The organism is Azospirillum formosense (assembly GCF_040500525.1).
Lineage (GTDB): Bacteria > Pseudomonadota > Alphaproteobacteria > Azospirillales > Azospirillaceae > Azospirillum > Azospirillum formosense_A.
This window is the reverse complement of the sequence record NZ_CP159402.1, coordinates 798,459-823,880: the sequence shown is the minus strand read 5'-3', so window position 1 is coordinate 823,880 and position 25,422 is coordinate 798,459. Positions and strand designations below refer to the sequence as shown.

Here is a 25,422-nt window from a genome sequence, read left to right as displayed (position 1 = left end):
GGCCCCGCTTCCTACAGCCGGATGCGGTCGGCGATCAGCGGCCCGGCCGGCGGGGCGGTGTCGGCCACCGTGAAGGCGCGACGGAGCAGAGCCGCCGCGTCCTCCGCCTGCGCCGCGCTGCGGGCGTGGACCACGGCGAGCGGGCGATCCGCCGGCCCCACCGAAGCGCCCAGCCCGGCGACGTCGGCCAGCCCCACGGCGAAATCGATGGGATCGGTCGTCTTGGTCCGCCCGCCGCCCAGGGCCACCACGGCGATGCCGACCGCCCGCACGTCGATGGCCGCCACCACGCCGGCCCGCTCGGCGAAGACCGGCTGAACGACCGGGGCGGCCTCCAGATGGCGGTCCGGCGCGTCCAGCAGGTCGGCCGGGCCGCCCAGCGCGTGGACCATGCGGGCGAAGCGCTCGGCCGCCCGCCCGCTCGCCATCGCCTCGTCGAAGCGGGCGCGGCCGGCGGCGGCGTCGGGGGCCAGCCCGGCCAGCACCAGCAACTCGGCGGCCTGGGCCGCGGTGACCTCGTAGAGCCGCGGGTCGGCCTTGCCGCCGCGCAGGATGTCGATGCACTCCCGCATTTCCAGCGCGTTGCCGGCGGTCCGGCCCAGCACCTCGTTCATGTCGGTCAGCAGGGCGACGGTGGGCAGGCCGGCCCCCTCCGCCACTGTGACGAGGCTGCCGGCCAGTTCCCGCGCCTTGGCGATGTCGGGCAGGAAGGCGCCGGAGCCGAACTTCACGTCCATCACCAGCGCGTCCAGCCCCGCCGCCAACTTCTTCGACAGGATGGAGGCGGTGATGAGGTCGATGGTCTCCACCGTCGCCGTCACGTCGCGGATGGCGTAGAGCCGGCGGTCGGCGGGCGCAATGTCGTCGGTGGCGCCGATCACCGCGCAGCCGACCTCCTTGACCACCCGCTCCAGCGTCGCCCGGTCGGGCTTGGCGCGGTAGCCGGGAATGCTCTCGAACTTGTCGAGCGTGCCGCCGGTGTGGCCCAGCCCGCGCCCCGACACCATCGGCACGAAGCCGCCGCAGGCGGCCAGCGCCGGCGCGAGGATCAGGCTGACCTTGTCGCCGACGCCGCCGGTCGAATGCTTGTCCACCACCGGGCCGGACAGGTCCAGATGGTCCCAGCGCATCACCGTCCCGGAATCCCGCATGGCCAGCGTCAGGGCCACCCGCTCCTCCAGCGTCATGCCGCGGAAGAACACGGCCATGGCGAAGGCCGCCGCCTGCCCTTCGCTGACGGAGCCGTCGGTGATGCCGCGCACGAAGGCGCCGATCTCCGCCGCGTCCAGGCGTGCGCCGTCGCGCTTCCTGCGAATCAGTTCCTGGGGAAGCATCCGTGCGTCCGTTCCGTGGTCGAGTCCGTCGCGCGGATCAATAGCCGGCGGCGGCCGGCTGGGCAACCGCGCCGCCGCCCTTTCCGTCACCCTTGCCCTCACTCTTGCCGTCCTTGCCGTCACCCTTGCCGTCCTTGCCGCCACCACCATGGCCGGCGGCGGCGAGCAGCGAGTCCAGCAGCGCCGACGCGCCGAAGCGGAAGGTCTCCGGCTTGGCCCATCCCTTGCCCTGGATCGCGGTGGCGAGCGCCAGGAAGGCCGCCGCCCCGTCGGCGTCGCGGATGCCGCCCGCCGCCTTGAAGCCCACCGGCTTGCCCGACTCGTGGATGACGTGCAGCAGCAGCGCCGCCGCCTCCAGCGTCGCCGCGGGCTGCACCTTGCCGGTGGAGGTCTTCAGGAAATCCGCCCCGGCGGCGATGGAATCGCGGGCGGCCCAGGCCAGCAGTTCCGGATCGGGGAAGCAGCCGGATTCCAGGATCACCTTCATCGTCACGTCGGTCCCGCAGGCCTCGCGGCAGGCGCGGATCACGTTCATCGGCTGGGTGCGGGCGCCGTCGATGAAGGCGCGGTAGGGAAGCACCACGTCGATTTCCTGCGCGCCGTCCTTGATGGCCGCCCTGGTCTCCGCCGCCACGGTGGCCGCGTCGGCCTCGCCCGAGGGGAAGTTGACGACCGTGGCGATCTTCACGCCGCTGCCCTTCAGCGCCTTGCGCGCGGTCTTGACGAAGCGCGGCCAGACGCACACCGCGGCGACCTTGCCGGCGGGGGTGACGGCGCGCTTGCACAGGGCCTCCACCGTCTGGTCGGTGTCGTCGTCGTTCAGGCTGGTCAGGTCGAGCAGGCCGACGGCGCGGCCGGCCCCCTTGGCGTCGGCCTTGGCGGTGGTCGCGGTGTCGAGCACCCGTTGCAGATCGGCGGGAAGTTTCATGACCGGCGTCCTTCGTCTACGTTCAGCCCGTCGAGAAAGCCGGTCAGCAGCCGCTCCAGGTCGGAGGCGGCGGCCGAGGCGGCGCGCAGGGTCTGGTCGTGGTCCACCGGCCCGTCGCCGAGTCCCACGCCCAGGTTGGTGATGACCGCGCAGCCCACGACCCGAAGGCCGCAATGCCGCGCGACGATGCATTCGGGCACCGTGGACATGCCGACCGCGTCCGCCCCCAGGACCTTCAACATCCGGACCTCGGCCGGCGTCTCGAAGGAGGGGCCGGGATAGGCGGCGTACACGCCCTCGACCAGATCGATGTTCAATTCCAGCGCCCGGCGCCGCATCAGCGCGCGCAAGGTCGGGTCCCAGGCGTCGGTCATGCTGGGAAAGCGCGGGCCGAAACTGTCCTCGTTGGGACCGGTCAGCGGGTTGGCGCCCAGCATGTTGATGTGGTCGGAAATCGCCATCAGCCGCCCCGGCCCGACCTCCACCCGCAGCGAGCCGGCCGCGCAGGTCAGCACCAGCGTGTCGCAGCCGGCCAGCTTCAGCGCGCGGACCGCCGTCTTCAGCGCGTCGAAGCCGTTGCCCTCGTAGGCGTGCACGCGGCCCTGCATGCAGGCGACGGGCTGGCCGCCGAGATGGCCCAGCACCAGCCGGCCCATGTGCCCCTCCACGCTGGGCAGCGGGAAGCCGGGCAGATCGCCGTAGGGCATGACGGTCGCCCCCTCGATCCGGTCGGCGACCCCGCCCAGGCCGGAGCCGAGCACGATCCCCACCCGCGGGCGGAAGCCGGGGACCCGGTGCAGGATTTCCGCGGCGGCGCGTGCGGCGGTCATGGCGGTCAGTTCCCCTCAGAAGTCGAGATTGTCGGGGCCGAAGGAGTGCGGCAGCAACTCGTCCAACCTAAACGTTCGCCGAAGCCCTTCCGGTCCACAGACATGAATCGGCGTGTCGGGGCGGGCGAACTCGCGCAGCCGCTGGCGGCAGCCGCCGCAGGGCGTGCACAGCCGGCCGTCGCCGGGCTGGCCGCCCATCACGACGATTGCCCGGACGCTGCGGTCCCCGGCCAGGATCATCGCCCCGATGGCCGAGGCCTCGGCGCATTGGCCCTGCGGGTAGGCGGCGTTCTCCACATTCGCCCCGGCGTGGATGCGCCCGGATTCGCCCAAAATGGCCGCGCCGACCGAAAAATGGGAATAGGGGGCGTAGGCCTGCGCCATCGCGTCGCGGGCGGCGGCAATCAGGGAGTCGGCGATCTGGGAATCCAGCGGGTCGCTCATCACCGTTCCTTCACGTAGGGGATGCCGTTGGCCCTGGGCGCCACCGCCCGGCCGACGAAGCCGGCGAGCAGGAGCACGGTCAGCACATAGGGCAGCATCTGGATGAACTGCACCGGAATCACCCCCACCACCGGCAGCGGCACGCCCTGCAGGCGCACCTGCACCGCGTCGGTGAAGGCGAAGAGCAGGCAGGCGAACAGCGTCGGCCAGGGCCGCCATTTCCCGAAAATCAGCGCGGCCAGCGCCAGATAGCCCTTGCCCGCCGTCATGTCGCGCACGAAGCCGGCGCCGTGGGCGGTGGACAGATAGGCGCCGGCGATTCCGGTCAGCACCCCGGTGATGATCACCGCCTGATAGCGCAGCCGCGTGACCGACAGGCCCGCCGTGTCCACCGCCGAGGGGTTCTCCCCCACCGCGCGCAGCCGCAGCCCGAAGCGCGAGCGGGTGAACACCCAGTGGGTCGCCACCACCAGAAGGACGGTCAGCCAGATCAGCACGTTGGCGTCGTCGATCAGTTCCCGGTAGACGGGGCCGAGGACCGGAATCCCGGACAGCGCCTCCACCCCCGGCAGATGGATCTGCGGCAGGCGCGCTTCTCCCGGCAGCAGCGGGGTCTGGCCGCCCTGGCGGAACCAGGCGTAGGCCAGCGTCGGCGCCAGCCCGGCGACCAGGATGTTGATCGCCATGCCCGACACCACCTGATTGCCCTTGTGGGTGATGCAGGCGAAGCCGTGGACCAGCGCCAGCGCCACCGAGGCCGCGATGGCGGCGCCCAGGCCCAGCCAGGGGTTGCCGGTGGACGACGCGACGGCGGCGGCGAAGAAGGCGCCGGCCAGCATCTTGCCCTCCAGCCCGATGTCCACCACCCCCGCCCGCTCGCTGTAGAGCGCCGCGAAGGCCGCCAGCACCAGCGGGGTCGCCACGCGGATGGTGGCGTCGGCCAGCAGCAGGATGACGAGCAGGGCGTCATCCATGCGCCGTCCCCCCGTCATGGCCCCCGCCGCGGCGGCGGAACAGCGCCTCGACCCGCGGCTTGAACAGATTCTCCAGCGCCCCGGCGAAGAGGATGACGAGGCCCTGGATGACCATCACCAGCTCCCGGTTCACGGTGGGGTATTCGAAGGACACCTGCCCGCCCCCCTGCGCCAGCACGCCGAACAGCAGCGCCGCCAGGACGATCCCCACCGGGTGGTTGCGCCCCATCAGCGCCACGGCGATGCCGACGAAGCCCACCCCGCCGGTGAAGTTCAGCAGGATGCGGTGCTGCACCCCCATGATCTCGTTCACGCCGACGAAGCCGGCAAGCGCCCCGGAGATCGCCATGGCCAGAATGATGTTCCGCGCCGGGGAGATGCCGGCATAGACCGCCGCCCGCTCGTTCCGCCCGACCGTGCGGATCTCGTAGCCCCAGCGGGTCCGCCACAGGAACAGGTAAAACAGCGCGCAGCAGGCCAGCGCCCACAGGAAGGACAGGTTCAACGGCGAGGCCGGGATGGCGACGCCAATCCAGCCGAGCGCCCGGTCCATGGTCGGCAGCCAGACTCCCGGATCGAACTCCCGCGTTTCCGGCGACTGCGATCCGGGGCGGATCAGCACGTCCACCAGCAGGTAGGTCATGATCGCGGCGGCGATGAAGTTGAACATGATCGTCGTGATGACGATGTGGCTGCCGCGCTTGGCCTGGAGCCAGCCGGGGATCGCCGCCCAGGCCGCCCCGAACAGCGCCGACAGGACCACCGCGCCCAGCGCCGCCACCGGCCAGGGCCAGCCGGTCAGCGCCAGCCCGACCAGCCCGGCCCCCAGCCCGCCGAGATAGGCCTGCCCCTCCCCGCCGATGTTGAACAGCCCGCAATGGAAGGCGATGGCCACCGCCAGACCGGTGAAGATGTAGCTGGTCGTGTAGTAGAGCGTGTAGCCGATCGCCTCCGGATAGCCGACCGCCTCGGTCACCAGCAGCGCCAGCACGTCCAGCGGATTCTCGCCGATCACCAGGATGACCAGCCCAGACAGGACGAGGGCGGCCAGCAGGTTCAGCAGCGGCAGAAGCGCGTAGCCGACCCAGCCGGGAATCGCGCCCGGCCGGCCGAAGCGCCGGCCCGTCACTCCCTGCGCCGCGTCCTGCGCCATCCCGGCTCCATGCGTGGTGAATTCCGCTCACAAGCCGGACGGCGTCCACGTTCCAGCGTCAAGGAAAGTGCCCCGCGCCACGGCCCAGCGCAAGCGGGAGCGTTCGGAGTCAACCTTACGCGGCCTCCACGACCCCGGCCATCATCAGGCCGAGGCGCCGCTCGTCCGCCTCGTCCGGAGCGACCTCGCCGACCAGTCGGCCGTCGAACATGACGAGGATGCGGTCGGACAGGGCGCGGATCTCGTCCAGTTCCACGGACACCAGCAGAATCGCCTTGCCCTGGTCGCGCAATGCCACCAGGCGGCGGTGGATGAACTCGATGGCGCCGATGTCCACGCCGCGGGTGGGTTGGCCGACCAGCAGCAGGTCGGGGTTCCGCTCGATCTCGCGGGCCAGCACGATCTTCTGCTGGTTGCCGCCGGAGAAGTTGGCGGCGGGCAGGCGCGGATCGCGCGGGCGCACGTCGTAGGCGTCTATTTCGGCGGCGCAGCGGTCGAACAGCGCGCGGCGGTCCATCAGGAGCCGCCCGTTGAAGGCCGGATCGCCCTGATGGCCGAGGATCGCGCATTCCTGCGCCTCGAAGCCGGTGACGAGGCCGACCCGCTGCCGGTCCTCCGGCACATGGCCGACGCCGAGCGCGCGCAAGCCCCGCGCGGTGAAGCGGCCGGGCGTGGCGGTCAGCTCCTCCCCGCGCAGCCGGACGGAGCCGCCGGCCGGGGGACGCATGCCGGCCAGCGCCTCCAGAAGTTCGGACTGGCCGTTGCCGGACACGCCGGCGATGCCGACGATCTCCCCGGCGCGCACGGTCAGCCCGACGCCCTTCACCCGCTCCACCCCGGCGCCGTCGCGCACGCGCAGGCCGGAGACCTCCAGTATCGCCGGGCCGGGCGTGGCCGGCGCCTTCTCCACGCGCAGCAGCACCTTGCGCCCGACCATCAGCTCGGCCAGCGCCTCGCGGCTGGTGTCGGCGGTGGCGACGTTCGCCACCACCTGCCCGCGGCGCATGACCGTCACGTTGTCGGTCAGCTCCATGATCTCGCGCAGCTTGTGCGTGATGATGACCACCGTCTTCCCCTGCCCGCGCAGCGCGCGGAGGATGCGGAAGAGGTGATCGGTCTCCTGCGGGGTGAGGACGCCGGTCGGTTCATCGAGGATCAGGATGTCGGCGCCGCGGTAGAGCGCCTTGAGGATCTCCACCCGCTGCTGCGCCCCCACCGGCAGCTCGCCGACCGGGCGGTCGAGGTCCACCTCCAGCCCGTAGTCGCGGGCGAGCCGGGTCAACTCCGCCCGCGCCCGCGCCATGCCGGCGGCCAGGGTGACGCCGCCCTCAGCCCCCAGCAGGACGTTCTCCAGCACCGTGAAGGGATCGACGAGCATGAAATGCTGGTGAACCATGCCGATCCCGGCGGCCAGGGCGTCGCGCGGGCTGCGCACCGCCACCGGGCGGCCATCCACCAGGATCGTCCCGCCGTCGGCGGGCAGGTAGCCGTAGACGATGCTCATGATCGTCGATTTGCCGGCGCCGTTCTCGCCGATCACGCCGTGGATGGTGCCCTTCGGCACGGCCAGCGACACGTCGCGGTTGGCGTGGTTGGCGCCGAACCACTTGTTGACGCCGCGGGTTTCCAGGGCGGGGGGATGTTGAGGCATGGTGACTTTCAAGATTGGAAGGTCCTTGCCCCCACCCTTCCCACGGCTTCGCCGCGGGCCCCTTCCCTCCCCCGCTGGGCGGGAGAGGGCCGATTTCCCTCCCCCGCCCAGCGGGGGAAGGTCAGGGAGAGGGCAATGCTCGGCGATGCGGCAGCTCAGCTCACGGCTGATACGGCGTCACCACCAGCTCGCCCGCGATGATCTTGCGCTTGGCGTCCTCGACGGCCGTCTCCATCTCCGCCGTGACCAGCTTGCGGTTGTTCTCGTCGAGCGCGTAGCCGACGCCCTCCTCCTTCAGCCCGACGACGCGGTGCCCCGGCGTCCAGCTGCCGTCCTTGGCCGACTTCATGCAGTCGTAGACGGTCACGTCCACCCGCTTGACCATCGAGGTCAGGATCTTGCCCGGGTGGATCCAGTTCTGGTTGCTGTCCACCCCGACGCCCAGCTTCCCCGCGTCCGCCGCGGCCTGCAGAACGCCGAGCCCGGTCGCCCCGGCCGCCGCGAAGACAACGTCGGCGCCGCGCCCGAACTGGCTCTTGGCCAGCTCCGCCCCGCGGGTGGGGTCGTTCCAGGCGGCGGGGGTGGTGCCGGTCATGTTGGTGAAGATCTCGCCGTCCGGCTTCACATGCTTCACGCCCTGCTCGTAGCCGGTCAGGAAGTTCCGGATCAGCGGGATGTCCATGCCCCCGACGAATCCGACCTTCCCGCTCTGCGAGGCCAGCGCCGCCAGCATGCCGACGAGGAAGGAGCCCTCATGCTCCTTGAAGGTCACCGATTGGACGTTGGGCAGGTCCAGCTTGTCGTCGATCAGACAGAATTTCGTGTTGGGATATTCCCGCGACACCTTGTCCACGGCGGCAGACTGGGAGAAGCCGACCGCCGTGATGACGGTGGCGCCGCGCCGCGCCATGTTGCGCAGCGCCTGCTCGCGCTGGCTCTCGCTGGTGACCTCGAACTCGCGGTAGACGATCCCGGTCTCCTTCTTGAAGCGCTCCGCCCCGTTGTAGGCCGCCTCGTTGAAGGACTTGTCGAACTTGCCGCCCTGGTCGAAGACCACCGCCGGCATGAACTCGTCCGCCGCCAGGGCGGGGCCCGCGGCGGGAACGGTCGCCGCTGCCAGCGACACGGCCAGGATGGTCAGAATGCGCGTCATCGTCATCGTTCCGCTTCCCCGTTCCGGTGCGCCCGCTTGCCGGGTCGTGGCGGCCAGGATAACCGCTCCTCCCATCCCGCGACAGGGGGCACATGGCGGGGGGAATTCCGCCGCAGGTCACCGCCCGCAGGGGACCTCCCTCCGCGACGCCGGTTGACGGGAGGGCGGTGGCCCGCTATCACGCCCGCCATTGCCCGGAGGAGGGTCCCGGAGGAGGGAATCGCAGATTGGACGAGGTGATCGGCGTGCATGGTCTGGTGGTTCTGCTGCAAGGCATCGTCCTCGGAATCGCCATCGCCGCCCCCGTCGGTCCCATCGGCCTGCTCTGCATCCGGCGCACGCTGCAGCACGGGCCGTTGATGGGCTTCTTCACCGGCTTCGGCGCCGCCGTGGCCGACACGATCTACGGCGCCATCGCCGCCTTCGGCGTCTCCGCCGCCCTGGACTTCCTGCAGGGGCACGAGATCGCCTTCCAGCTCGTCGGCGGCATCTTCCTGATCGTGGTGGCCATCCGCACCTTCCGCCAAAAGCCCGAGGACGAGGAGCGCGAGGCCGCCAGCGCGCCCGACACGCCGTCCTTCCTCGGCGGCTTCATGACCGGCCTGTCGCTGACCCTGACCAACCCGGCGACCATCATGGCCTTCATCGCCATCTTCGCCGGCTTCGGGCTGGGCGGCAATCTGGGGCGGGTGGACGCTTCCACGCTGGTGGCCGGTGTCTTCATCGGCGCGTCGCTGTGGTGGCTGGCCCTGTCGATGGGCGTCGCCGCGGTGCGCCACCGCATCTCCGACCGCGGCCTGACCCGGCTGAACCATTGCACGGGGGTGGCGCTCGCGGCCTTCGGCCTGTGGGCGCTCGGCATGGCCTTCACCGGCATGGCCGGCTGGGCCATGGGCTGATCCCTGCGGGCCGGACCTAAGAGTCCGGTCGAAGGGCCGAGTTCAAGGACTGAATTTAAGGGCTGAGCGGGGCCCCCGCCACCGGCGGATCGCCGCCCGACGATTTCTGGGCGCGGCGGATGCCGTGGAAATGGCTGACCAGCCGGTACAGATAGAGGCCGACCAGGACCACCAGCAGACCCACGGTGAAGTAGCCCACCAAGCTGTGCGCGAAGGGCCAGCGGGACAGCATGTAGCCGGTCCAGGCGAGCAGCAGCGTCCACAGGATCGAGCCGGCCCCCGAATAGAGGCAGTAGAGCGGGATCGACATCCGGCAGGCCCCCGCCGGGATCGAGATCAGCGTCCGCACCCCCGGCACCGGCTGGGTCAGGAAGACGGCGATCCCGCCATGCTTTCCGAACCACTCCGTGCTTCGTCGGACCTTCTTGGGATGGATCGTCAGCCAGTGCCCGTAGCGCTTTAAAAAGGCCTCCAGCCGGTCGCGCCCCATCAGGCGGCTGGGCAGGAACCAGACCAGTTGCCCAGCCAGCGATCCCAGCCCGCCGGCCAAGGCGACGCCGAGCAGATTGTACTCGCCCTGCGCCGCCGCGATGCCGGCCAATGGAATGACCGATTCCGCGGGAACCGGCGGGATGACCCGCGCCAGAACCAGCAGCAGGAAGATGCCCACGTAATTCATCGTGTGCATCACATCCACCAGCCAATTGGTCAGTCCGCCGGCCATGTCAGTCCATCCAATTTTTCGTCCCTCTGGAACAGGCTTCAGCGGCAGACGGTTCCTGGCGCGTCAATGGGGCGAAAGAGAGGGCTACCACCTTTTTCTTTCCTATTTGACCGACATCAAAGCGGTGCCGCCCTGGATTTTATAAAAATCCCTTCCATACCGGCCCCTTTGCGAGGCCCCAGTCTGTACGGGCCATCCGGGCTTTCATGGCGGAATTCCCAAATGCAGCTTGGCAATCTGAAGATTTCCACCAAGATCCTCTCCATCATCGTTTTCCTGGCTGCGATCTGCGCAGGCATCACCGCCACGTCGATCGCCGGCCTGGACGCTCTGAGCCGCGCGACCGACGAAATCAAGTTGGCCGGCGAAGAGATGAAGCTTGGCGCGCGCATCAACCGCATGGTTGTTGAACTGAACCGCGACGAGTACCGGCTGGCCGCCAATCCCGGCGATCTGGAGCAGGTTCTCCCGTCCATCGGCAAGACTCGCGAGGCCGTGAGCGGGCTGCTTGCCAAGGTCAAGGGAACCAGCGACGCGGAGCAGAGCCGTGTGCTGTCCTCGTTCGAGAGCGCTCTGGCGCTCTATTACAAGGAGCTCGAAGACACGATCGCCGTTGCCCGCCGAATCAAGGGCGGCAGCGACCTAACCCAGAATCAGCGCGACATCCTGGCGTCGGTGGATGCAAGCGCGAACGCCGCGCGGGCACTTCAGAATCTGACCATCGCCTACACCACCTACACCGACGAAAAGGCGTCGCGGCTGTCGCAGGATGCGTCCGCCCTGGCGGAATCCCGGTCGGTCCAGCTCGCCATCGCCGCCGCCATCGGCATCCTGGCGGGGCTGCTGCTCGGCTGGGCGGTGTCCCAGTTCGGCATCGTCCGGCCCGTGAAGGCCATCGTCGGCTGCCTGCGCGGCCTTGCCGACGGCAACCTGGACACCATGCTGTACGGCACCGGACGCAAGGACGAGGTCGGGGAGATCGCCGCCACCGCGGAGGTGTTCAAGACCAACCTGATCCGCAACCGCGCGATGGAGCGCGAGGCCAAGGAGGCTGCGGCCAAATCCCAGGCGGAGAAGCGCGCGGCGATGCTCGACCTCGCGGGCCGGTTCGAAGCGCGGGTGGGAGCCATCGTCAACGACGTCGGCGGTGCCGCGACGGAGCTACAGGCCACCGCCTCCCAGCTCTCCGCCTCGGTCGAGGAAGTCAGCGCCCAGTGCGGCGCCGTGGCCGGTGCGTCGGAGGAGGCCAGCGCCAACGTGCAGACCGTCGCCGCGGCGTCGGAGGAAATGTCCGCCTCGATCCATGAACTGGCGGAGCGCGTGTCCCGCGCCGCCGCCCGCTCCAAGGCCGCGGCGGAGGGCGCCGATCTGGCGCAGACCCAGCTCGATTCCCTGTCCGGAGCCATCGAGCAGGTGGACCAGATCGTCGCCGCCATCAACTCCGTCGCCTCCCAGACCAACCTTCTGGCTCTGAACGCGACCATCGAGGCCGCCCGCGCGGGCGAGGCCGGCAAGGGCTTCGCCGTCGTGGCGAGCGAAGTCAAGAACCTCGCCAACCAGACCCACGCGATGACCGAGCAGATCGGCAACCAGATCGCCGCGGTGAAGAGCGCCTCCAACCGGACGGTGGACGCCATGCGCGCGATCATCACGCAGGTCGAGGACATCGACCGCTCCACCGCGGAAATGGCCGCCTCGGTCGAGCAGCAGAGCGCCGCGACGGGGGAGATCAGCCGCAACGCCCAGCAGGCCGCCAGCGGCACCGCCGAGGTGTCCCGCAACGTCGTCGGCATCCAGCAGGCGGAGGCGGAGACCAGCGCCGCCACCCACAGCGTGAAGGGAGCCGCCGACCGGTTGGCCGAACGTGCGACCGGTCTGAAGCGCGAGGTGGACCAGTTCCTGGCCGAGGTGCGCGCGGCATAGACAGGCGCACGCTCGGAAGGCCGCTGAAGCGGAAGGCATTCCGCTTTGGACCGCGACGGCGGTCCCGGCCGCGCATGCGGCCGAAGCCCGCCCGGCCAGTAAGGCCAAGGAGTCCAAAGCGAATGAAAATTCGCTTCAGCCCCGGGTGCCCTCCGGCGGCGGGGGCGGCGGTGCGCTCTCCGCCACGGCGGAGCGGCCCGGATCGCGCTTCTGGCATTCCAGAAGAATGTCGCGCGCGATGGGCGCCGCCGCGGTGGAGCCGCCGCCGCCATGCTCCACGAACACCGCGCAGGCGTAGCGCGGGGAACTGACCGGCGCGTAGGAGATGAACAGCGCGTGGTCGCGCTCCCGCCAGGGCAGGTCCTCGTTCTTCTTCACGCCGGTGCTGCGCTCCGCCATGGTGATGCGGCGGACCTGGGCGGAGCCGGTCTTGCCGGCCATCTCGTAGCCGGGTTCGGTGATGCGCGACTTGTAGGCGGAACCGTTCGGCGCGTTGGTCACCTCGTAGAGGCCGCGCAGGACGAGGTCGAGGTTCTCCTTCTTCACCCCGATCGGCGGCCAGGTCGTCTGCTCGGCCGACAGCGCCTTGATCTGTTTGGTCAGGTGGGGCTTCACCGCGAAGCCGCCGTTGGCCAGCCGCGCGGTCATGGCGACGAGCTGCATCGGCGTGGCCAGCACATAGCCCTGCCCGATCGCCGCGATCAGCGTCTCGCCCTGCGCCCAGGGCTTGCCGAGCGCCCCCTTCTTCCAGTCGATGGAGGGAATCAGGCCCGGCCGCTCGTGCGGCAGGTCCAGGCCGGTTAGCTGCCCCATGTCGAAGCGGTTGGCCATCTCGGCGATGCGGTCGATGCCGATGCGCCGCGACACGTCGTAGAACCACACGTCGCAGGAATGGCGCAGCGCGCCGACCACGTCCACCGTGCCGTGCCCGCCCCTCTTCCAGCAGTGGAAGCGGTGGTCGCCGAGATCCATGTGGCCCGGACAGAACACCGAATGGTTGCGGGCGATCAAGCCGGATTCCAGAGCCGCCAGGGCCACCACCGGCTTGAAGGTCGAGCCCGGCGGGTACTGCCCGGCCACCGCCTTGTTGTTCAGCGGGGTCGCCTGGTTGGACAGCAGCTCCTCCCACAGCTCGGCGCTGATGCCCATGGTGAACTGGTTGGGGTCGTAGCTGGGGTGGGAGCAGAGGGCGTAGATGCCGCCGGTGTGCACGTCCATCACCACACAGGAGGCGCTGATCTCCTTCGCCAGCCGCTGCTGCACGAACTTCTGAAGACCGATGTCGATGGTCAGCTGGACCTCGCGGCCCGGCTGCCCCTCGTCGCGCGACAGCTCGCGGATGACGCGCCCGACGGCGTTGACCTCGAGCTGGCTGGTGCCCGCCGTGCCACGCAGCGCCTTCTCGTGGTACTTCTCCATCCCGGCCTTGCCGATGCGGAAGCCGGGCAGCGACAGCACGGGGTCGCCGTTGAGTTCGGCCTCCGACACGGCGCCGACATAGCCCAGGATATGGGCGGTCGCCTCCGCCTCCGGGTAGTGGCGGATCTCGCCGACCTCGATGGCGACGCCGGGCAGGTCCGGCGTGTTCATCTCGATGGTGGCGACCTGCTCCCAGGTCAGGTTCTCGCGCACGGTGACCGGCACGAAGCGGCGCTTGCGGTGCAGCTCGCGCATCACGCGGCGGCGGTCGCCGTCGGTCAGAGGGACGATCTTTGAGATCTTGTCCAGCGTGTCCTGGATGTTGCGCGTGCGCTCAGACACCACGACGACGCGGTAGTTCTGCTGGTTCACCGCCAGCGGCACGCCGAAGCGGTCGACGATGGTGCCGCGCGAGGGGGCGACCAGCCGAAGGCTGATGCGGTTCTCCTCCGCCAGCATGGTGTAGCGCGCGGATTCCACCACCTGCAGGTAATAGAGCCGCCCGACCAGAGCGGACAGACCGGCGAGCTTCAGCCCGCCCAGCACGGCGGCGCGGCGGGTCAGCAGGCGGTAGCGGTCGGTGTCGCGGTCCATCGCAGTCAAAGGCTCACATCCCCTGCCAGATCATCCCTGCCGGCTCCCCCCGGCCATCACCCTTGAAGGAACGCCCGGTGGACGCGGATCAGCATCCAGGCGATCGCCGGGAAGAAGGCCATGGTCAGCAGCGCCTGGAACAGCGCCGGCCGGAACGGCAGCACCGTCGCCTGAAGCGCCGAGAAGGCCAGCCACTGGATGCAGGCCACGCCCATCATGACCAGCCCGAAGCCGAACCACATCAGGGCGAAGGTGCTCGACGCCAGCACCCGCCGCTGGCTGGACACCGCCCAATGGACCAGCACCAGCACCAACGCGTTCACCCCCAGCGGCCCGCCGGTCAGCAGATCCTGCAGCAAACCGATCAGGAAGGCGGTGCCCGGCCCCATCAGGTCGGGCCGGTGGATCGCCCAATAATAGACGGCGATGGCGGTCAGGAAAGGCGCCACCGACGCATAGCCGGGCAGCGGCACAGGGATCATCCCGGCCAGAGCCAGCATGACCGTCACCGCGAACGGGGCGAGATTCCGCCCCGTCTTGTCCAGCCGCTGCCACCAGGTCAGCGTCATTTCGACTCGGATGACGGTTCCGCCTCGCTTCCCGGCAGGGTGAACTCGACCAGCTGCAGGTGCTCCACCCGCGACAGATCGACGTTCGGCTGCACCCGGACGCCACGTTCACCCGCCGAGGACACCACGCCCACCGGCAGGCCCGGCGGGAGCTGCCCGCCGTGACCGGAAGTGACCACCCGCTCGCCCACCTGCACCGGCGCTTCCGGCGGCAGGTAGAGAAGCCGGGTCTGGTCGGAATTGTCGCCCGCCATCACCGCCCGCTGGCGCGAGCGCTCCAGAACGACGGGGATGCGCGTGTTGATGTCGGTCAGCAGGAGGACGCGGGCCGACCACTCCCCGACCTCGACCACCCGGCCGACCAGCCCGCTGCCGGCGATGGCCGCCTGCCCCTTGCGCACCCCGTCGCGGCGGCCGGCGGTGACCACCAGCGTGCGCAGGAAGGAACTGCCCGGAGCGGCGATGACCCGCGCCGTGATGAAGGAGGAGGACGGCTCCGGCGTGGCCTTCAGCAGAGAGCGGAGACTGATGTTCTCCGCCTCAAGCCGCAGCGCCGCCTGCTTCCACTGCAGCAGCCGCGCGTTCTCCGCCTTCAGCCGCTGGTTCTCCTCGAAGGCGTTCTGCACCTCGACCACCGACTCCACAACGTGGGCGGCGGTGGCGGCGGGGCGCGAAATCGCATCAAGGATCGGGGCGAAGGCGTCGGTCACCCGGGCGCGCGCGCTGTCCACCGACAGCGCGTCGATCCGGCCCACCATCATCAGGGCAATGGAGGCGAGCACCAGCAGCAGGAAGGAGAAGCGCTGGGCGAGCGCCCGCAGCGGGGCCGCAAGGCGCACGACGGAACCGGAATTGCGAGGCTTCACAGGATCATCCCGTCCAGGTACGCGATCCGCCCCCGGCTACGCCGGCGAATGGACGAACCACCGGGGGAACCCAACCGAGCAATACACCAATCAGTAGGCGCTGACCAAGACGTTTCGCAGCGTCTTCATCTCTTCCAGCGCCCGCCCGGTGCCCAGCGCGACGCAGGACAGAGGGTCGTCGGCGATCGACACCGGCAGGCCGGTGGCGTGGCGCAGGACGAAGTCCAGGTTGCCCAGCAGCGCGCCGCCGCCGGTCAGCACGATGCCCTTGTCCACGATGTCCGCGGCCAGTTCCGGCGCCGTGTGCTCCAGTGCGACCTTCACCGCCTCGACGATGGCCGACACCGGCTCCGCCAGGGACTCGGCGATCTGCCGCTCGGAGATGATGAGTTCCTTGGGCACGCCGTTCATCAGGTCGCGGCCCTTGATCTCCAGGATGCGGCCCTCGCCGTCTTCCGGCGGGCAGGCCGAGCCGATTTCCTTCTTGATCCGCTCCGCCGAGCCTTCGCCGACCAGCAGGTTGTGGGTGCGGCGGATGTAGCCGATGATGGCCTCGTCCATCTTGTCGCCGCCCACGCGCACGGAGCGCGAATAGACGATGCCGCCCAGCGACAGCACGGCCACCTCGGTGGTGCCGCCGCCGATGTCCACGACCATGGAACCGGTCGGCTCCGTCACCGGAAGCCCGGCGCCGATCGCGGCGGCCATCGGCTCCTCGATCAGGAAGACGCGGCGGGCGCCGGCGGCCTCCGCCGATTCCTGGATCGCCCGGCGCTCCACGGCGGTGGAGCCCGACGGCACGCAGATGATGACCTGCGGGCTGGCGAAGCTGCGCCGGTTGTGCACCTTGCGGATGAAGTGCTTGATCATCTCCTCGGCGACTTCGAAGTCGGCGATGACGCCGTCGCGAAGGGGGCGGATGGCCTGGATGTTGCCGGGCGTGCGGCCCAGCATCATCTTCGCCTCGTCGCCGACGGCCAGCACCTGCTTCTTGCCGCGGACGTTGGCGATGGCCACGACCGAGGGTTCGTTCAGAACGATGCCGCGGCCCTTGACATAGACCAGGGTGTTGGCCGTCCCCAAATCGATCGCCATGTCGGCGGAAAGCACGCCGAGGAGTTTGGAAAGCATGGACCCGACTAACTCTTCAATGCGGTTGAGACGGCCTTGCCGGCGATGTGCCCGCTCCGGTGCGGAGGGCCACGCCCGCCAACGGTTCCATAGACGAATGCCCCTTCGCGCTCAAGCGGAGAGTGCAACCGGCACGCCTTGCCGAACCCTGTTCCCGGCGCCCGTGGGGCGGGTGCCGGCGCCGGTCCGGCGCTCTGGTCGATGGGAGGCGGTCCTTGAGGCAAGGCCGGTCCCGGCGGAATATCCATTCCCCGAAGTCTTGGCGGAACGCCGTCCTCCGGTGTTCGCCACACTGCCGCGTCAGGGTTAATTTTCCGTCAACGGGAGGCGGAAGCCTCCGGCATCCGGGCCACCGCCCCGCTCGCGCCGGAGGCTATCCTTAGGCTGATTCCCCACCCGCCGCAACGGCTTTGTGTCGCGTTTGAAACCGCTCCGGCGCCCCGGTGCCGGCCCCTTCCGGCGGCCTCAAGGATGGCCGGATGTCGTCGCGGCCGCAGCCTTTCCGTGCGCTCCGTGATGGCTCCCTTCCAGGCGGTCCATCAGGGCCAGCAGCACGCCCGACACCACGAAGGTCATGTGGACGATGACCATCCACATCAGGTTCTCCTTGCTGGTGGTGTCGATGCTCATGAAGCTTTTCAGCAGGTGGATGCCCGAGATCGCCACGATGGAGGCGATGAGTTTCAGCTTCAGCCCGCCGAAGTCGACCTTGCCCATCCAGTCCGGACGGTCCTTGTGGTCGGCCACGTCGATCTTGGACACGAAGTTCTCGTATCCCGAAAAGATCACCATCAGCAGAAGGTTGCCGGCCAGCGACAGGTCGATCAGCGTGAGCACGGCCAGCAGCACATCCTTTTCCTGCATCTCCAGCACGTGCGGGACGATGTGGAAGATCTCCTGGGTGAACTTCGCCAGCAGGAGCACCAGCGACACGACGAGCCCCAGATAGAAGGGGGCGAGCAGCCAGCGGCTGGCAAAGATGATCTGTTCGAAACGGCGTTCGATCATGACGGTCGGCGTCCGCGCTTGGTCATAAGGGGTAGGAAGGCCGGACTCTTGCCATTTCGCACATGCGAAATCAACCTTTCCCATGCCGCCCCCGCCGTGTCGCCCCGTGGCAAGAGCACTGGCCTGCGAGGCTGCGAAACGGTAACGTTCCCGGCCGTCCGCCGCACCGATAAGGCCAGCCCCATGAAGCACCCCGCCCCGCACATCGTCACCGCGTTCGAAGACGCCATGAAGCGGCTGAAGGCCAGCATCGTGCAGATGGCGGGCGCCGCGGAAACCCAGCTGGACGGCGCGCTGACCTGCCTGACCCAGCGCAACCCGGAGCAGGCCCGCGCCATCGTCGAGTCCGACGCGCGGCTCGACAGCTACGAGCATGAGATCGAGGCCAACTGCATGCGCATGCTGGTGCTGCGCCAGCCGGTGGCCGACGACCTGCGCGAGGTGATCGCCGCGCTGAAGATCGCCGGCAACCTGGAGCGCGTCGGCGACCACGCCGCCAACACCGCCCGCCGCGCCGTCGCCGTGGCCGAATTCCCCGAATCCCCGGCGATGAGCACCCTGCCCAACCTGGGCCGGCTGGTGCGCCAGCGCCTGACCACCGCGGTGGACGCCTATGTGGACGGCGACGTCGAGCTGGCGCTGCGCGTCTGGCGCACCGACGACGAGGTCGACGCGCTCTACACCAGCCTGTGCGAGAGCATCAACCAGTCGGCCGCCCGCCTGCCGGAGATGTTCACCGCCCACATGCACCTGCTGTTCATCGCCAAGAGCCTGGAGCGCATCGGCGACCACGCGACCAACATCGCCGAGGTGGTGCATTTCGTGCACACCGGCCGGCCGCTGCTCGACGAGCGGCCGAAGGCGGACCGGTCGCGGGGGGATGTGTGAGGGAAAGCGAGCGCTTGCCCCCTCCCCGACCCTCCCCCGCTTTGCGGTGGAGGGAGGTATGTCCCCTCCCTCGCGCAGCGGGGGAGGGTTAGGGAGGGGGCCAAAGTTTCCCATTCCTGCACCCCAAAAACAAAAAAGCGCGCCTCGCGGCGCGCTTTCCCGTTTCTCGATCCAGGAACCGATCAGTTCTTGGACTTGTCCACCAGACGGCGCTCGGCGATCCACGGCATCATGGCGCGCAGCTTCTCGCCGACCTGCTCAATCGAATGCTCGGCGTTGCGGCGGCGGGTCGCCTTGAAGGACGGCTGGCCGGCCTTGCACTCCAGCATCCAGTCGCGGACGAAGCGGCCGGTCTGGATGTCCTCCAGAACGCGCTTCATCTCGGCCTTGGTCTCCGGGGTGATAATGCGCGGGCCGGTCTTGTAGTCGCCGTATTCGGCGGTGTTGGAGATCGAGTAGCGCATGTTGGCCATGCCGCCCTCATACATGAGGTCGACGATCAGCTTCACCTCGTGCAGGCACTCGAAATAGGCCATCTCCGGGGCGTAGCCGGCCTCGGTCAGCGTCTCGTAGCCGGCCTTGATCAGCTCGGTCAGGCCGCCGCAGAGCACGGCCTGCTCGCCGAACAGGTCGGTCTCGCACTCTTCCTTGAAGGTCGTCTCGATGATGCCGGCGCGGCCGCCGCCGATGGCCGAGGCGTAGGACAGGGCGATGTCCAGCGCGTTGCCCGAGGCGTTCTGGTGCACGGCCACGAGGCAGGGCACGCCGCCGCCGCGCTGGTACTCGCCGCGGACGGTGTGGCCGGGGCCCTTCGGCGCGATCATGAACACGTCGAGGTCGGCGCGCGGCTCGATCAGGTTGAAGTGCACGTTCAGGCCGTGCGCGAAGGCCAGCGCGGCGCCTTCCTTCAGGTTCTTGGCGAGGTCGTCGCGGTAGAGGTCGGCCTGCAGCTCGTCAGGGGTGAGGATCATCACCACGTCGGCCCAGGCGGCGGCCTCGGCCGGGGACATGACCGTGAAGCCGGCGTTCTCAGCCTTCTTGATGGTGGCCGAGCCGGGGCGGAGGGCGATGCGCACGTCCTTCACGCCGCTGTCACGCAGGTTGTTGGCGTGGGCGTGGCCCTGGCTGCCGTAGCCGACGATGACGACCTTCTTCCCCTTGATCAGGTTCACGTCGGCATCACGATCATAATAGACGCGCATGGTGGTCTTCCTTGGATTTTTCGATCTGGTGGTGCGGGTTTTGCGCAGCGGAATTACTCCACCGGCGAAAGGGCCGCGTCAAGCAGAACACTGTTCGATGGGCTGATAAAGGACGGCGGGCTGGGTTGTCCCACCGTCATTCCTGGCCGTCATGAGGCCGGGATCAGAACCCGGTGGGCCCCTTGGACATGGCGACGACGCCGGTCCGGCTGGCCTCGACGAGGCCGAGCTGGGCCATCAGCCCGACGAAGTCGTCGACCTCCGCCGTCGTGCCCGTCAGTTCGAACACGAAGGAGGTCAGGGTGGCGTCCACCACCTTGGCCTTGAAGATGTCGGCCAGGCGCAGCGCCTCGATGCGGCGCTCGCCGGTGCCGGCGACCTTGACCAGCGCCAGCTCGCGCTCCACCGACGGCCCCTCGTCCGTCAGGTCGTGCACCTTGTGCACCGGCACGAGCCGGTCGAGCTGGGCCTTGATCTGCTCCACCACCATGCGGGTGCCGGAGGTGACCAGGGTGATGCGCGACAGGTGGTCAGCGTTGTTCACCTCCGCCACCGTCAGGCTTTCGATGTTGTAGCCGCGGCCCGAGAACAGGCCGATGACGCGGGCCAGCACGCCCGGCTCGTTGTCCACCAGCACGGCGATGGTGTGCTTCTCGATCTTCTCTTCCACGATCCGTACTCCGCCAGAGGGCCTTCAACCGTTCGTCTTGGTCGCCGCGATCAGACCAGCACCATGCCGTCTTCCGGCGTGGCGTCGGACGGGCTGTCCTCCGGACCGAACAGGATTTCGTTGTGGGCCTTGCCGCCGGGGATCATCGGGAAGCAGTTCTCCTTCGGGTCCACGGCGATGTCGATGATGCAGGGGCGGTCGGTGACGGCCAGCATCTTCTCGATGACCTCGTCCACCTCGGCCACCGTGGTCGCGCGCAGGCCGACGCAGCCCCAGCTTTCCGCCAGCTTCACGAAGTCGGGCAGCGCCTCGGAGTAGCTGTTGGAGTAGCGGGAGCCGTGCAGCAGCTCCTGCCACTGGCGCACCATGCCCATGTACTTGTTGTTCAGGATGAAGATCTTGACCGGGGCGCGGTACTGCACCGCCGTGCCGATCTCCTGCATGTTCATCAGGAAGGACGCCTCGCCCGACACGTCCACCACGATGGCGTCGGGGTGGGCGAGCTGGGCGCCGATGGCCGCCGGCAGGCCGTAGCCCATGGTGCCCAGGCCGCCGGAGGTCATCCAGCGGTTCGGCTCGTCGAAGGGCAGGAACTGGGCGGCCCACATCTGGTGCTGGCCGACCTCGGTCGTCACGTAATGGTTCTTGCCGCGCAACGCCTCGCGCAGCCGCTCCAGCGCGTACTGCGGCTTGATGACCGCCTCGGTGCGGTTGTAGTTCAGGCAGTTGCGGGCGCGCCAGCCCTCGACCTGGCCCCACCACTCCTTCAGCGCGGTCTGGTCGGCGCGCTTCTGGCGGGCCTTCCAGATGCGGATCATGTCCTCCAGAACGGCGCCGGCGTCACCGACGATGGGGATGTCCACCGCGACGTTCTTGTTGATCGAGCTGGGGTCGATGTCGACGTGGATCTTCTTCGAGCCCGGCGCGAACTCCGACAGCTTGCCGGTCACGCGGTCGTCGAAGCGGGCGCCGATGTTGATCATGACGTCGCAGTTGTACATGGCGAGGTTCGCCTCGTACGTGCCGTGCATGCCCAGCATGCCCAGCCACTGCGGGTCCGACGCCGGGAAGGCGCCCAGCCCCATCAGGGTCGAGGTGATCGGGAAGCCCGTCATCTTCACGAACTGGGTCAGCAGCTTGGCCGCGATCGGGCCGGCGTTCACCACGCCGCCGCCGGTGTAGAAGATCGGGCGCTTGGCGGTGGCGATCAGCTCGATGGCCTCCTCCACGCGGGCGATCTCGGGCTTCACCTGCGGGCGGTAGGTCTTGTGCTTCACTTCGGTCGGCGGAATGTAGGTGCCGTCGGCGAACTGCACGTCCTTCGGGATGTCGACCAGCACCGGGCCGGGACGGCCGCTGCGCGCCACGTAGAAGGCCTCGTGCATGGTGCGGGCCAGCTGGTTGACGTCCTTCACCAGGTAATTGTGCTTGGTGCAGGGGCGCGTGATGCCGGTGGTGTCGGCCTCCTGGAAGGCGTCGTTGCCGATCAGATGGGTCGGCACCTGCCCGGACAGGCAGACCAGCGGAATGCTGTCGCACAGCGCGTCGAGCAGGCCCGTCACGGCGTTGGTGGCGCCGGGGCCGGAGGTCACCAGCACGCAGCCCACCTTGCCGGTGGAACGGGCGTAGCCTTCGGCGGCGTGCACGGCGGCCTGCTCGTGCCGGACCAGGATGTGCTTGATGTCGTTCTGCTGGAAGATGGCGTCGTAGATCGGAAGTACCGCGCCGCCCGGATAACCGAAGATGATGTCGACGCCCTGGTCCTTCAGGGCCTTGATGACGATCTGCGCGCCGGTCAGCTTCTGTTCGGGCATAGCTCACGACCTTCCAATGGGGGCCCCTCTTTTCACGGGCGGCCCTGTTCCTTCTCAAACCCCGGCGATGGCCTGCTGGGAAAACAAGGGGTTATCCCCAAAGGCGAAGGCCGGGACCGGCAAACTAGACAATCCGTCCGTCTTTGGTCAACCCATTTTGCGAATGATCGAAAAGATTTTTTGCCGCAGTTTTTCCAAATATTTCGCAAGCTGGAAAGACCGCCCTCCCCGCAAAGCCGCCCGGAAACGCGAACGGCCTGCCCCGCGGGTGCGGAGGCAGGCCGTTGCGCGGGGGACCGGCGGCGCTTACGCGGCGACGGTCTGGAGCAGGCCGCAGAGGCGGCGGATGCCTTCGCGGATGCGCTCCGGGTTGTTGTTGGAGAAGCTGAGGCGCAGCGTGTTCTTCCCCGAGCGGTCGGCGTGGAAGGCCGAGCCGGGGACGAAGGCGACGTTGGCGTCCCTGATCGCACGGGCCAGCAGGTCCACCCCGTCGGTGCCCTCCGGCAGCTCGATCCAGACGAACATGCCGCCTTCCGGCCTGGTCCAGGCCACCCCAGCCGGGGCGAACTCGGCCAGCGCGGTCAGCATGGCGTCACGGCGCTCCTTGTAGCTGGCGCGCAGGCGGCGGATGTGGCTGTCGAAGTTCTCCGACACCACGTCGTGCAGCACGATCTGGTTGATGGTGCTGGTGTGCAGGTCGCCGGCCTGCTTCATCAGAACCAGACGGTTGATCACCTCGGCCGGGCCGTTGATCCAGCCCACGCGCAGCGCCGGCACCATCGTCTTGGAGAAGGAGCCGCAGAAGAGCACGTTGGTGATCTTGCCCCCGTTGCGGGCGGCGTCCAGCGCGACCATCGACGGGATCGGCTCACCCTCGTAGCGCAGCTCGGTGTAGGCGGCGTCCTCCACGATCGGCACGCCGTGCCTGGCGCAGAGGTCCAGCAGCGCCTCGCGGCGGGCCAGCGAGATCGTCGTGCCGTTGGGGTTCTGGAAGTCGGGGACGAGGTAGAAGAACTTCGGCTTCTGCTCCAGCGCCGCTTCCACCGCGGCGAGGTCCGGCCCCTCGGCGTCTCCGGGAACGGAGAGGTACTGCGGCTCGTAGGGCGAAAAAGCCTGGAGCGCGCCGAGATAGGTCGGGCGCGTCACCAGGATCTTCTCGCCCGGCCCGATCAGCAGCTTGCCGACGAACTCCAGCGCCTGCTGCGAGCCGTTGGTCACCAACACCCCGTCCAGCCCGGCCTGGATGCCGCGGCGGCCCAGATAGGCGCAGATCCACTCGCGCAGCGGCGTGTAGCCTTCGCTGATGGTGTATTGAAGCGCGCCGCCGGCCCCGCCGTTGGACTGGAAGATCTTCTCATAGGCGCGGGCGATGGCCGCGGTCGGGAAGAAATCGGGGTCCGGGATGCCCCCGGCGAAGGAGATGATTTCCGGCCGCTCGAGCAGCTTCAGCAGCTCCCGGATTTCCGAAGCCCCCATGCCGGCGACGCGACCGGCAAACACGTTTCCCCAATCGACCGTCACTTTCAATCCTCCTGAGGGTCAACGACGCAACGTCGTTTCAAGATAGGTCAGTATTGCTTCACTAAGTGGTCTTGTGTAGAGCGAATTGATCGTATGGCAGCCATGCAGCGCGGAGGCCGGCGGCCGGGCCGCGAGCTGGTGGCGGAACCATGTGACCTGCCGCTTCGCGTAGCGGCGCGTCGATTGCTGAGCCAGCGCAATGGCTTCGTCGAGAGTCAGCGCGCCGCGCAGATGGTCGCGCAGCTCCGGCACGCCCAGCGCCTTCATCGCCGGCAGGTCGGGATCGAGGCCGAGCGCGTCCAGACGCCGCACCTCCTCCAGCGCCCCCTGCCCCATCATCACGCGGAAGCGGCGGTCGCAGTTGGCGTAGAGCGCGTCGCGCGGCGGGTCGATCACCAGCACGGCGAAGGCCAGCCCCTCCGGCGCGCCCTCGGCCCGCTGGGTCTGCCAGTGGGACAGCGGGTGGCCGGTGGCCTCCAGCACCTCCCAGGCGCGGGTCAGGCGGGTGGTGTCGCCGGGACTCAGCTTGGCCGAGGCGGGATCGCGGCGCACCAGCTCCGCGCGGAAGGCCTCGCCGCCCAGCTCCCGCAGTCGGGCGTGGGCGGCCTTGCGGACCTCGTCCGGGACGGCGGGGACGGCGCTTAACCCCTCCATCAGCGTGCGCAGATAGAGGCCGGTGCCCCCGACGACGATGGGCAGGCGCCCGGCGGCGTGCGCTTCGGCGATCTCGGCCAGCGCCATGTCGCGCCAGCGCGCGGCCGACCCGCGCTCCGCCGCCGGCAGCACGCCGTAGAGCCGGTGCGGCGCCAGCGCCAGATCCTCCGCTCCCGGGCGGGCGGTCAGCACGTCCAGCTCGGCGTAGAGCTGCATGCTGTCGGCGTTGATGACCGTGCCGTTGCGCGCCAGCGCGATATCGAGCGCCATGCCCGACTTGCCCGACGCCGTCGGGCCGCCGATCACCACCACATGCCGGTGCCGCACATCCCGGTTCCGCGGGCTGTCCTGAACCATGTCGCCTTGCCTGACGTTCCTCCGGCTACAGCGTATGGCAGGGGAGGACACGGCTTGGCAAGGCCGACCGGATGGCGCCTCAGCGAACCGTGATCGTCCCGGTCATGCCGAAGCTGCTGTGCAGCGGTTCGTGGCAGGCCAGGTCGTAGGTTCCGGCCTCGATCGGGATGAAGTCCACCACGTCGGTCTGGCCGGCGGGGATCTCCAGATTCACCAGGGCCGGCGTCTCGACGGCGCCCTGCGCGGTGGTGACCCGCCGCACCGCGATGGCCTTGAAGAAACCTTCGGAGGTGAAGGTGTGCGCGACGTTCCCGCGGTTCTCCAGCGTCAGGCGGTAGGGCGTCCCCCGGTCGAAGGCCAGACGGTCGGGCTGGAACCGGAACTCGTCCAACTGCACAGTCACCGGACGGGCCTGCGCCCAGTCCACCGCCGAGACGCGGGCCGCCACGTCGCCGACATAGCCGGGGGGCGGTCGCTGCGCCAGATCGGTCCCGGTGCCGCATCCGGCCAGGATCAGGGTGAAAGCGAGAATGGATGGGGGAAGAAGGGTGGCAGGCCGCTGGATCATGGACGGACCTCCGGCGATTTGAGCGGAAACGCGGCGGGAAGCGCCCGGGTTCCCGGCGCGGAATGTCTACGACGCTTGGCGGAGTGGGTTGGCGGAGGGTCCCGGCTGTGCTAGGGAGCGCGCGCGCCCTTCCCCACGGCTCTTCCAG

Annotated in this window: 23 protein-coding genes; 3 read left to right on the top strand and 20 right to left on the bottom strand. The window is 69.1% G+C overall.

Going from position 1 to position 25,422, the window contains the following annotated elements:
• Window positions 1–11: 11 nt before the first annotated feature.
• From deoA to ABVN73_RS03835, 8 genes are all read right to left on the bottom strand, one after another.
• Window positions 12–1,334, bottom strand: a complete 1,323-nt coding sequence (deoA, locus tag ABVN73_RS03870) for a thymidine phosphorylase (protein ID WP_353859008.1) — start codon at window positions 1,332–1,334, stop codon at window positions 12–14.
• A gap of 37 nt (window positions 1,335–1,371) precedes the next feature.
• Window positions 1,372–2,262, bottom strand: coding sequence for a deoxyribose-phosphate aldolase (gene deoC / locus ABVN73_RS03865; RefSeq protein ID WP_353859007.1), 891 nt, complete (start codon window positions 2,260–2,262; stop codon window positions 1,372–1,374).
• A complete protein-coding gene (locus ABVN73_RS03860) occupies window positions 2,259–3,092 on the bottom strand; it encodes a purine-nucleoside phosphorylase (protein WP_353859006.1) in 834 nt (277 codons plus the stop codon). Before ABVN73_RS03860 ends, deoC begins: the two co-directional genes overlap by 4 nt.
• A 15-nt stretch (window positions 3,093–3,107) precedes the next feature.
• Window positions 3,108–3,536, bottom strand: a complete 429-nt coding sequence (gene cdd / locus ABVN73_RS03855) for a cytidine deaminase (protein WP_353859005.1) — start codon at window positions 3,534–3,536, stop codon at window positions 3,108–3,110.
• On the bottom strand, window positions 3,536–4,510 hold the full coding sequence (locus ABVN73_RS03850; RefSeq protein WP_353859004.1) for an ABC transporter permease: 975 nt from the start codon (window positions 4,508–4,510) through the stop codon (window positions 3,536–3,538). Before ABVN73_RS03850 ends, cdd begins: the two co-directional genes overlap by 1 nt.
• Complete coding sequence (locus ABVN73_RS03845; protein ID WP_353859003.1) at window positions 4,503–5,663, bottom strand: ABC transporter permease; 1,161 nt, start codon at window positions 5,661–5,663, stop codon at window positions 4,503–4,505. Before ABVN73_RS03845 ends, ABVN73_RS03850 begins: the two co-directional genes overlap by 8 nt.
• A 115-nt stretch (window positions 5,664–5,778) precedes the next feature.
• Window positions 5,779–7,314: an ABC transporter ATP-binding protein gene (locus tag ABVN73_RS03840; protein WP_353859002.1), complete on the bottom strand. Its 1,536-nt coding sequence runs from the start codon at window positions 7,312–7,314 to the stop codon at window positions 5,779–5,781.
• A 160-nt stretch (window positions 7,315–7,474) separates the two neighbouring features.
• The gene (locus tag ABVN73_RS03835; protein ID WP_353859001.1) at window positions 7,475–8,473 is read right to left on the bottom strand and encodes a BMP family ABC transporter substrate-binding protein; all 999 of its coding nucleotides are present in this window, start codon (window positions 8,471–8,473) and stop codon (window positions 7,475–7,477) included.
• Between the two features lie 230 nt (window positions 8,474–8,703).
• On the opposite strand from ABVN73_RS03835, the gene ABVN73_RS03830 reads away from it, so the two are divergent.
• The gene (locus ABVN73_RS03830) at window positions 8,704–9,366 is read left to right on the top strand and encodes a LysE family transporter (protein ID WP_247883303.1); all 663 of its coding nucleotides are present in this window, start codon (window positions 8,704–8,706) and stop codon (window positions 9,364–9,366) included.
• Window positions 9,367–9,421: 55 nt separating this feature from the next.
• On the opposite strand, the gene ABVN73_RS03825 is transcribed toward ABVN73_RS03830, so the two are convergent.
• The gene (locus ABVN73_RS03825; RefSeq protein ID WP_353859000.1) at window positions 9,422–10,090 is read right to left on the bottom strand and encodes a DedA family protein; all 669 of its coding nucleotides are present in this window, start codon (window positions 10,088–10,090) and stop codon (window positions 9,422–9,424) included.
• A gap of 222 nt (window positions 10,091–10,312) precedes the next feature.
• Here ABVN73_RS03825 and ABVN73_RS03820 point away from each other — a divergent pair, with 222 nt between their 5' ends.
• A complete protein-coding gene (locus ABVN73_RS03820; RefSeq protein ID WP_353858999.1) occupies window positions 10,313–12,013 on the top strand; it encodes a methyl-accepting chemotaxis protein in 1,701 nt (566 codons plus the stop codon).
• Window positions 12,014–12,148: 135 nt separating this feature from the next.
• Here the strand turns inward: ABVN73_RS03820 and mrdA are convergent, their stop codons facing one another.
• From mrdA to ABVN73_RS03795, 5 genes are all read right to left on the bottom strand, one after another.
• A complete protein-coding gene (mrdA, locus tag ABVN73_RS03815) occupies window positions 12,149–14,026 on the bottom strand; it encodes a penicillin-binding protein 2 (protein ID WP_353858998.1) in 1,878 nt (625 codons plus the stop codon).
• A gap of 56 nt (window positions 14,027–14,082) precedes the next feature.
• Window positions 14,083–14,595: a rod shape-determining protein MreD gene (gene mreD / locus ABVN73_RS03810; RefSeq protein WP_353858997.1), complete on the bottom strand. Its 513-nt coding sequence runs from the start codon at window positions 14,593–14,595 to the stop codon at window positions 14,083–14,085.
• A complete protein-coding gene (gene mreC / locus ABVN73_RS03805) occupies window positions 14,592–15,461 on the bottom strand; it encodes a rod shape-determining protein MreC (RefSeq protein ID WP_353858996.1) in 870 nt (289 codons plus the stop codon). The genes mreD and mreC overlap by 4 nt, the downstream gene beginning before the upstream one ends.
• A 90-nt stretch (window positions 15,462–15,551) precedes the next feature.
• The gene (locus ABVN73_RS03800; protein ID WP_014240000.1) at window positions 15,552–16,592 is read right to left on the bottom strand and encodes a rod shape-determining protein; all 1,041 of its coding nucleotides are present in this window, start codon (window positions 16,590–16,592) and stop codon (window positions 15,552–15,554) included.
• Window positions 16,593–17,057: 465 nt separating this feature from the next.
• A complete protein-coding gene (locus tag ABVN73_RS03795; RefSeq protein ID WP_353859456.1) occupies window positions 17,058–17,597 on the bottom strand; it encodes a TIGR00645 family protein in 540 nt (179 codons plus the stop codon).
• A 186-nt stretch (window positions 17,598–17,783) separates the two neighbouring features.
• Between ABVN73_RS03795 and phoU the strand changes: the two genes are divergently transcribed.
• The gene (gene phoU / locus ABVN73_RS03790) at window positions 17,784–18,488 is read left to right on the top strand and encodes a phosphate signaling complex protein PhoU (protein WP_014239997.1); all 705 of its coding nucleotides are present in this window, start codon (window positions 17,784–17,786) and stop codon (window positions 18,486–18,488) included.
• Between the two features lie 182 nt (window positions 18,489–18,670).
• Here the strand turns inward: phoU and ilvC are convergent, their stop codons facing one another.
• The 6 genes from ilvC to ABVN73_RS03760 all read right to left on the bottom strand — a co-directional run bounded on the left by ilvC (window position 18,671) and on the right by ABVN73_RS03760 (window position 25,274).
• Entirely contained in the window at window positions 18,671–19,690 is a 1,020-nt protein-coding gene (gene ilvC / locus ABVN73_RS03785) for a ketol-acid reductoisomerase (RefSeq protein ID WP_035672698.1), read from the bottom strand.
• Between the two features lie 163 nt (window positions 19,691–19,853).
• Window positions 19,854–20,360, bottom strand: coding sequence for an acetolactate synthase small subunit (ilvN, locus tag ABVN73_RS03780; RefSeq protein ID WP_174440724.1), 507 nt, complete (start codon window positions 20,358–20,360; stop codon window positions 19,854–19,856).
• 50 nt (window positions 20,361–20,410) lie between these two features.
• Window positions 20,411–22,174: an acetolactate synthase 3 large subunit gene (locus ABVN73_RS03775; protein ID WP_014239994.1), complete on the bottom strand. Its 1,764-nt coding sequence runs from the start codon at window positions 22,172–22,174 to the stop codon at window positions 20,411–20,413.
• Window positions 22,175–22,480: 306 nt separating this feature from the next.
• Complete coding sequence (locus tag ABVN73_RS03770) at window positions 22,481–23,695, bottom strand: PLP-dependent aminotransferase family protein (protein ID WP_353858995.1); 1,215 nt, start codon at window positions 23,693–23,695, stop codon at window positions 22,481–22,483.
• 18 nt (window positions 23,696–23,713) lie between these two features.
• Entirely contained in the window at window positions 23,714–24,706 is a 993-nt protein-coding gene (miaA, locus tag ABVN73_RS03765) for a tRNA (adenosine(37)-N6)-dimethylallyltransferase MiaA (RefSeq protein ID WP_353858994.1), read from the bottom strand.
• 79 nt (window positions 24,707–24,785) lie between these two features.
• A complete protein-coding gene (locus ABVN73_RS03760; RefSeq protein ID WP_353858993.1) occupies window positions 24,786–25,274 on the bottom strand; it encodes a cupredoxin domain-containing protein in 489 nt (162 codons plus the stop codon).
• Between the last annotated feature and the right edge of the window lie 148 nt (window positions 25,275–25,422).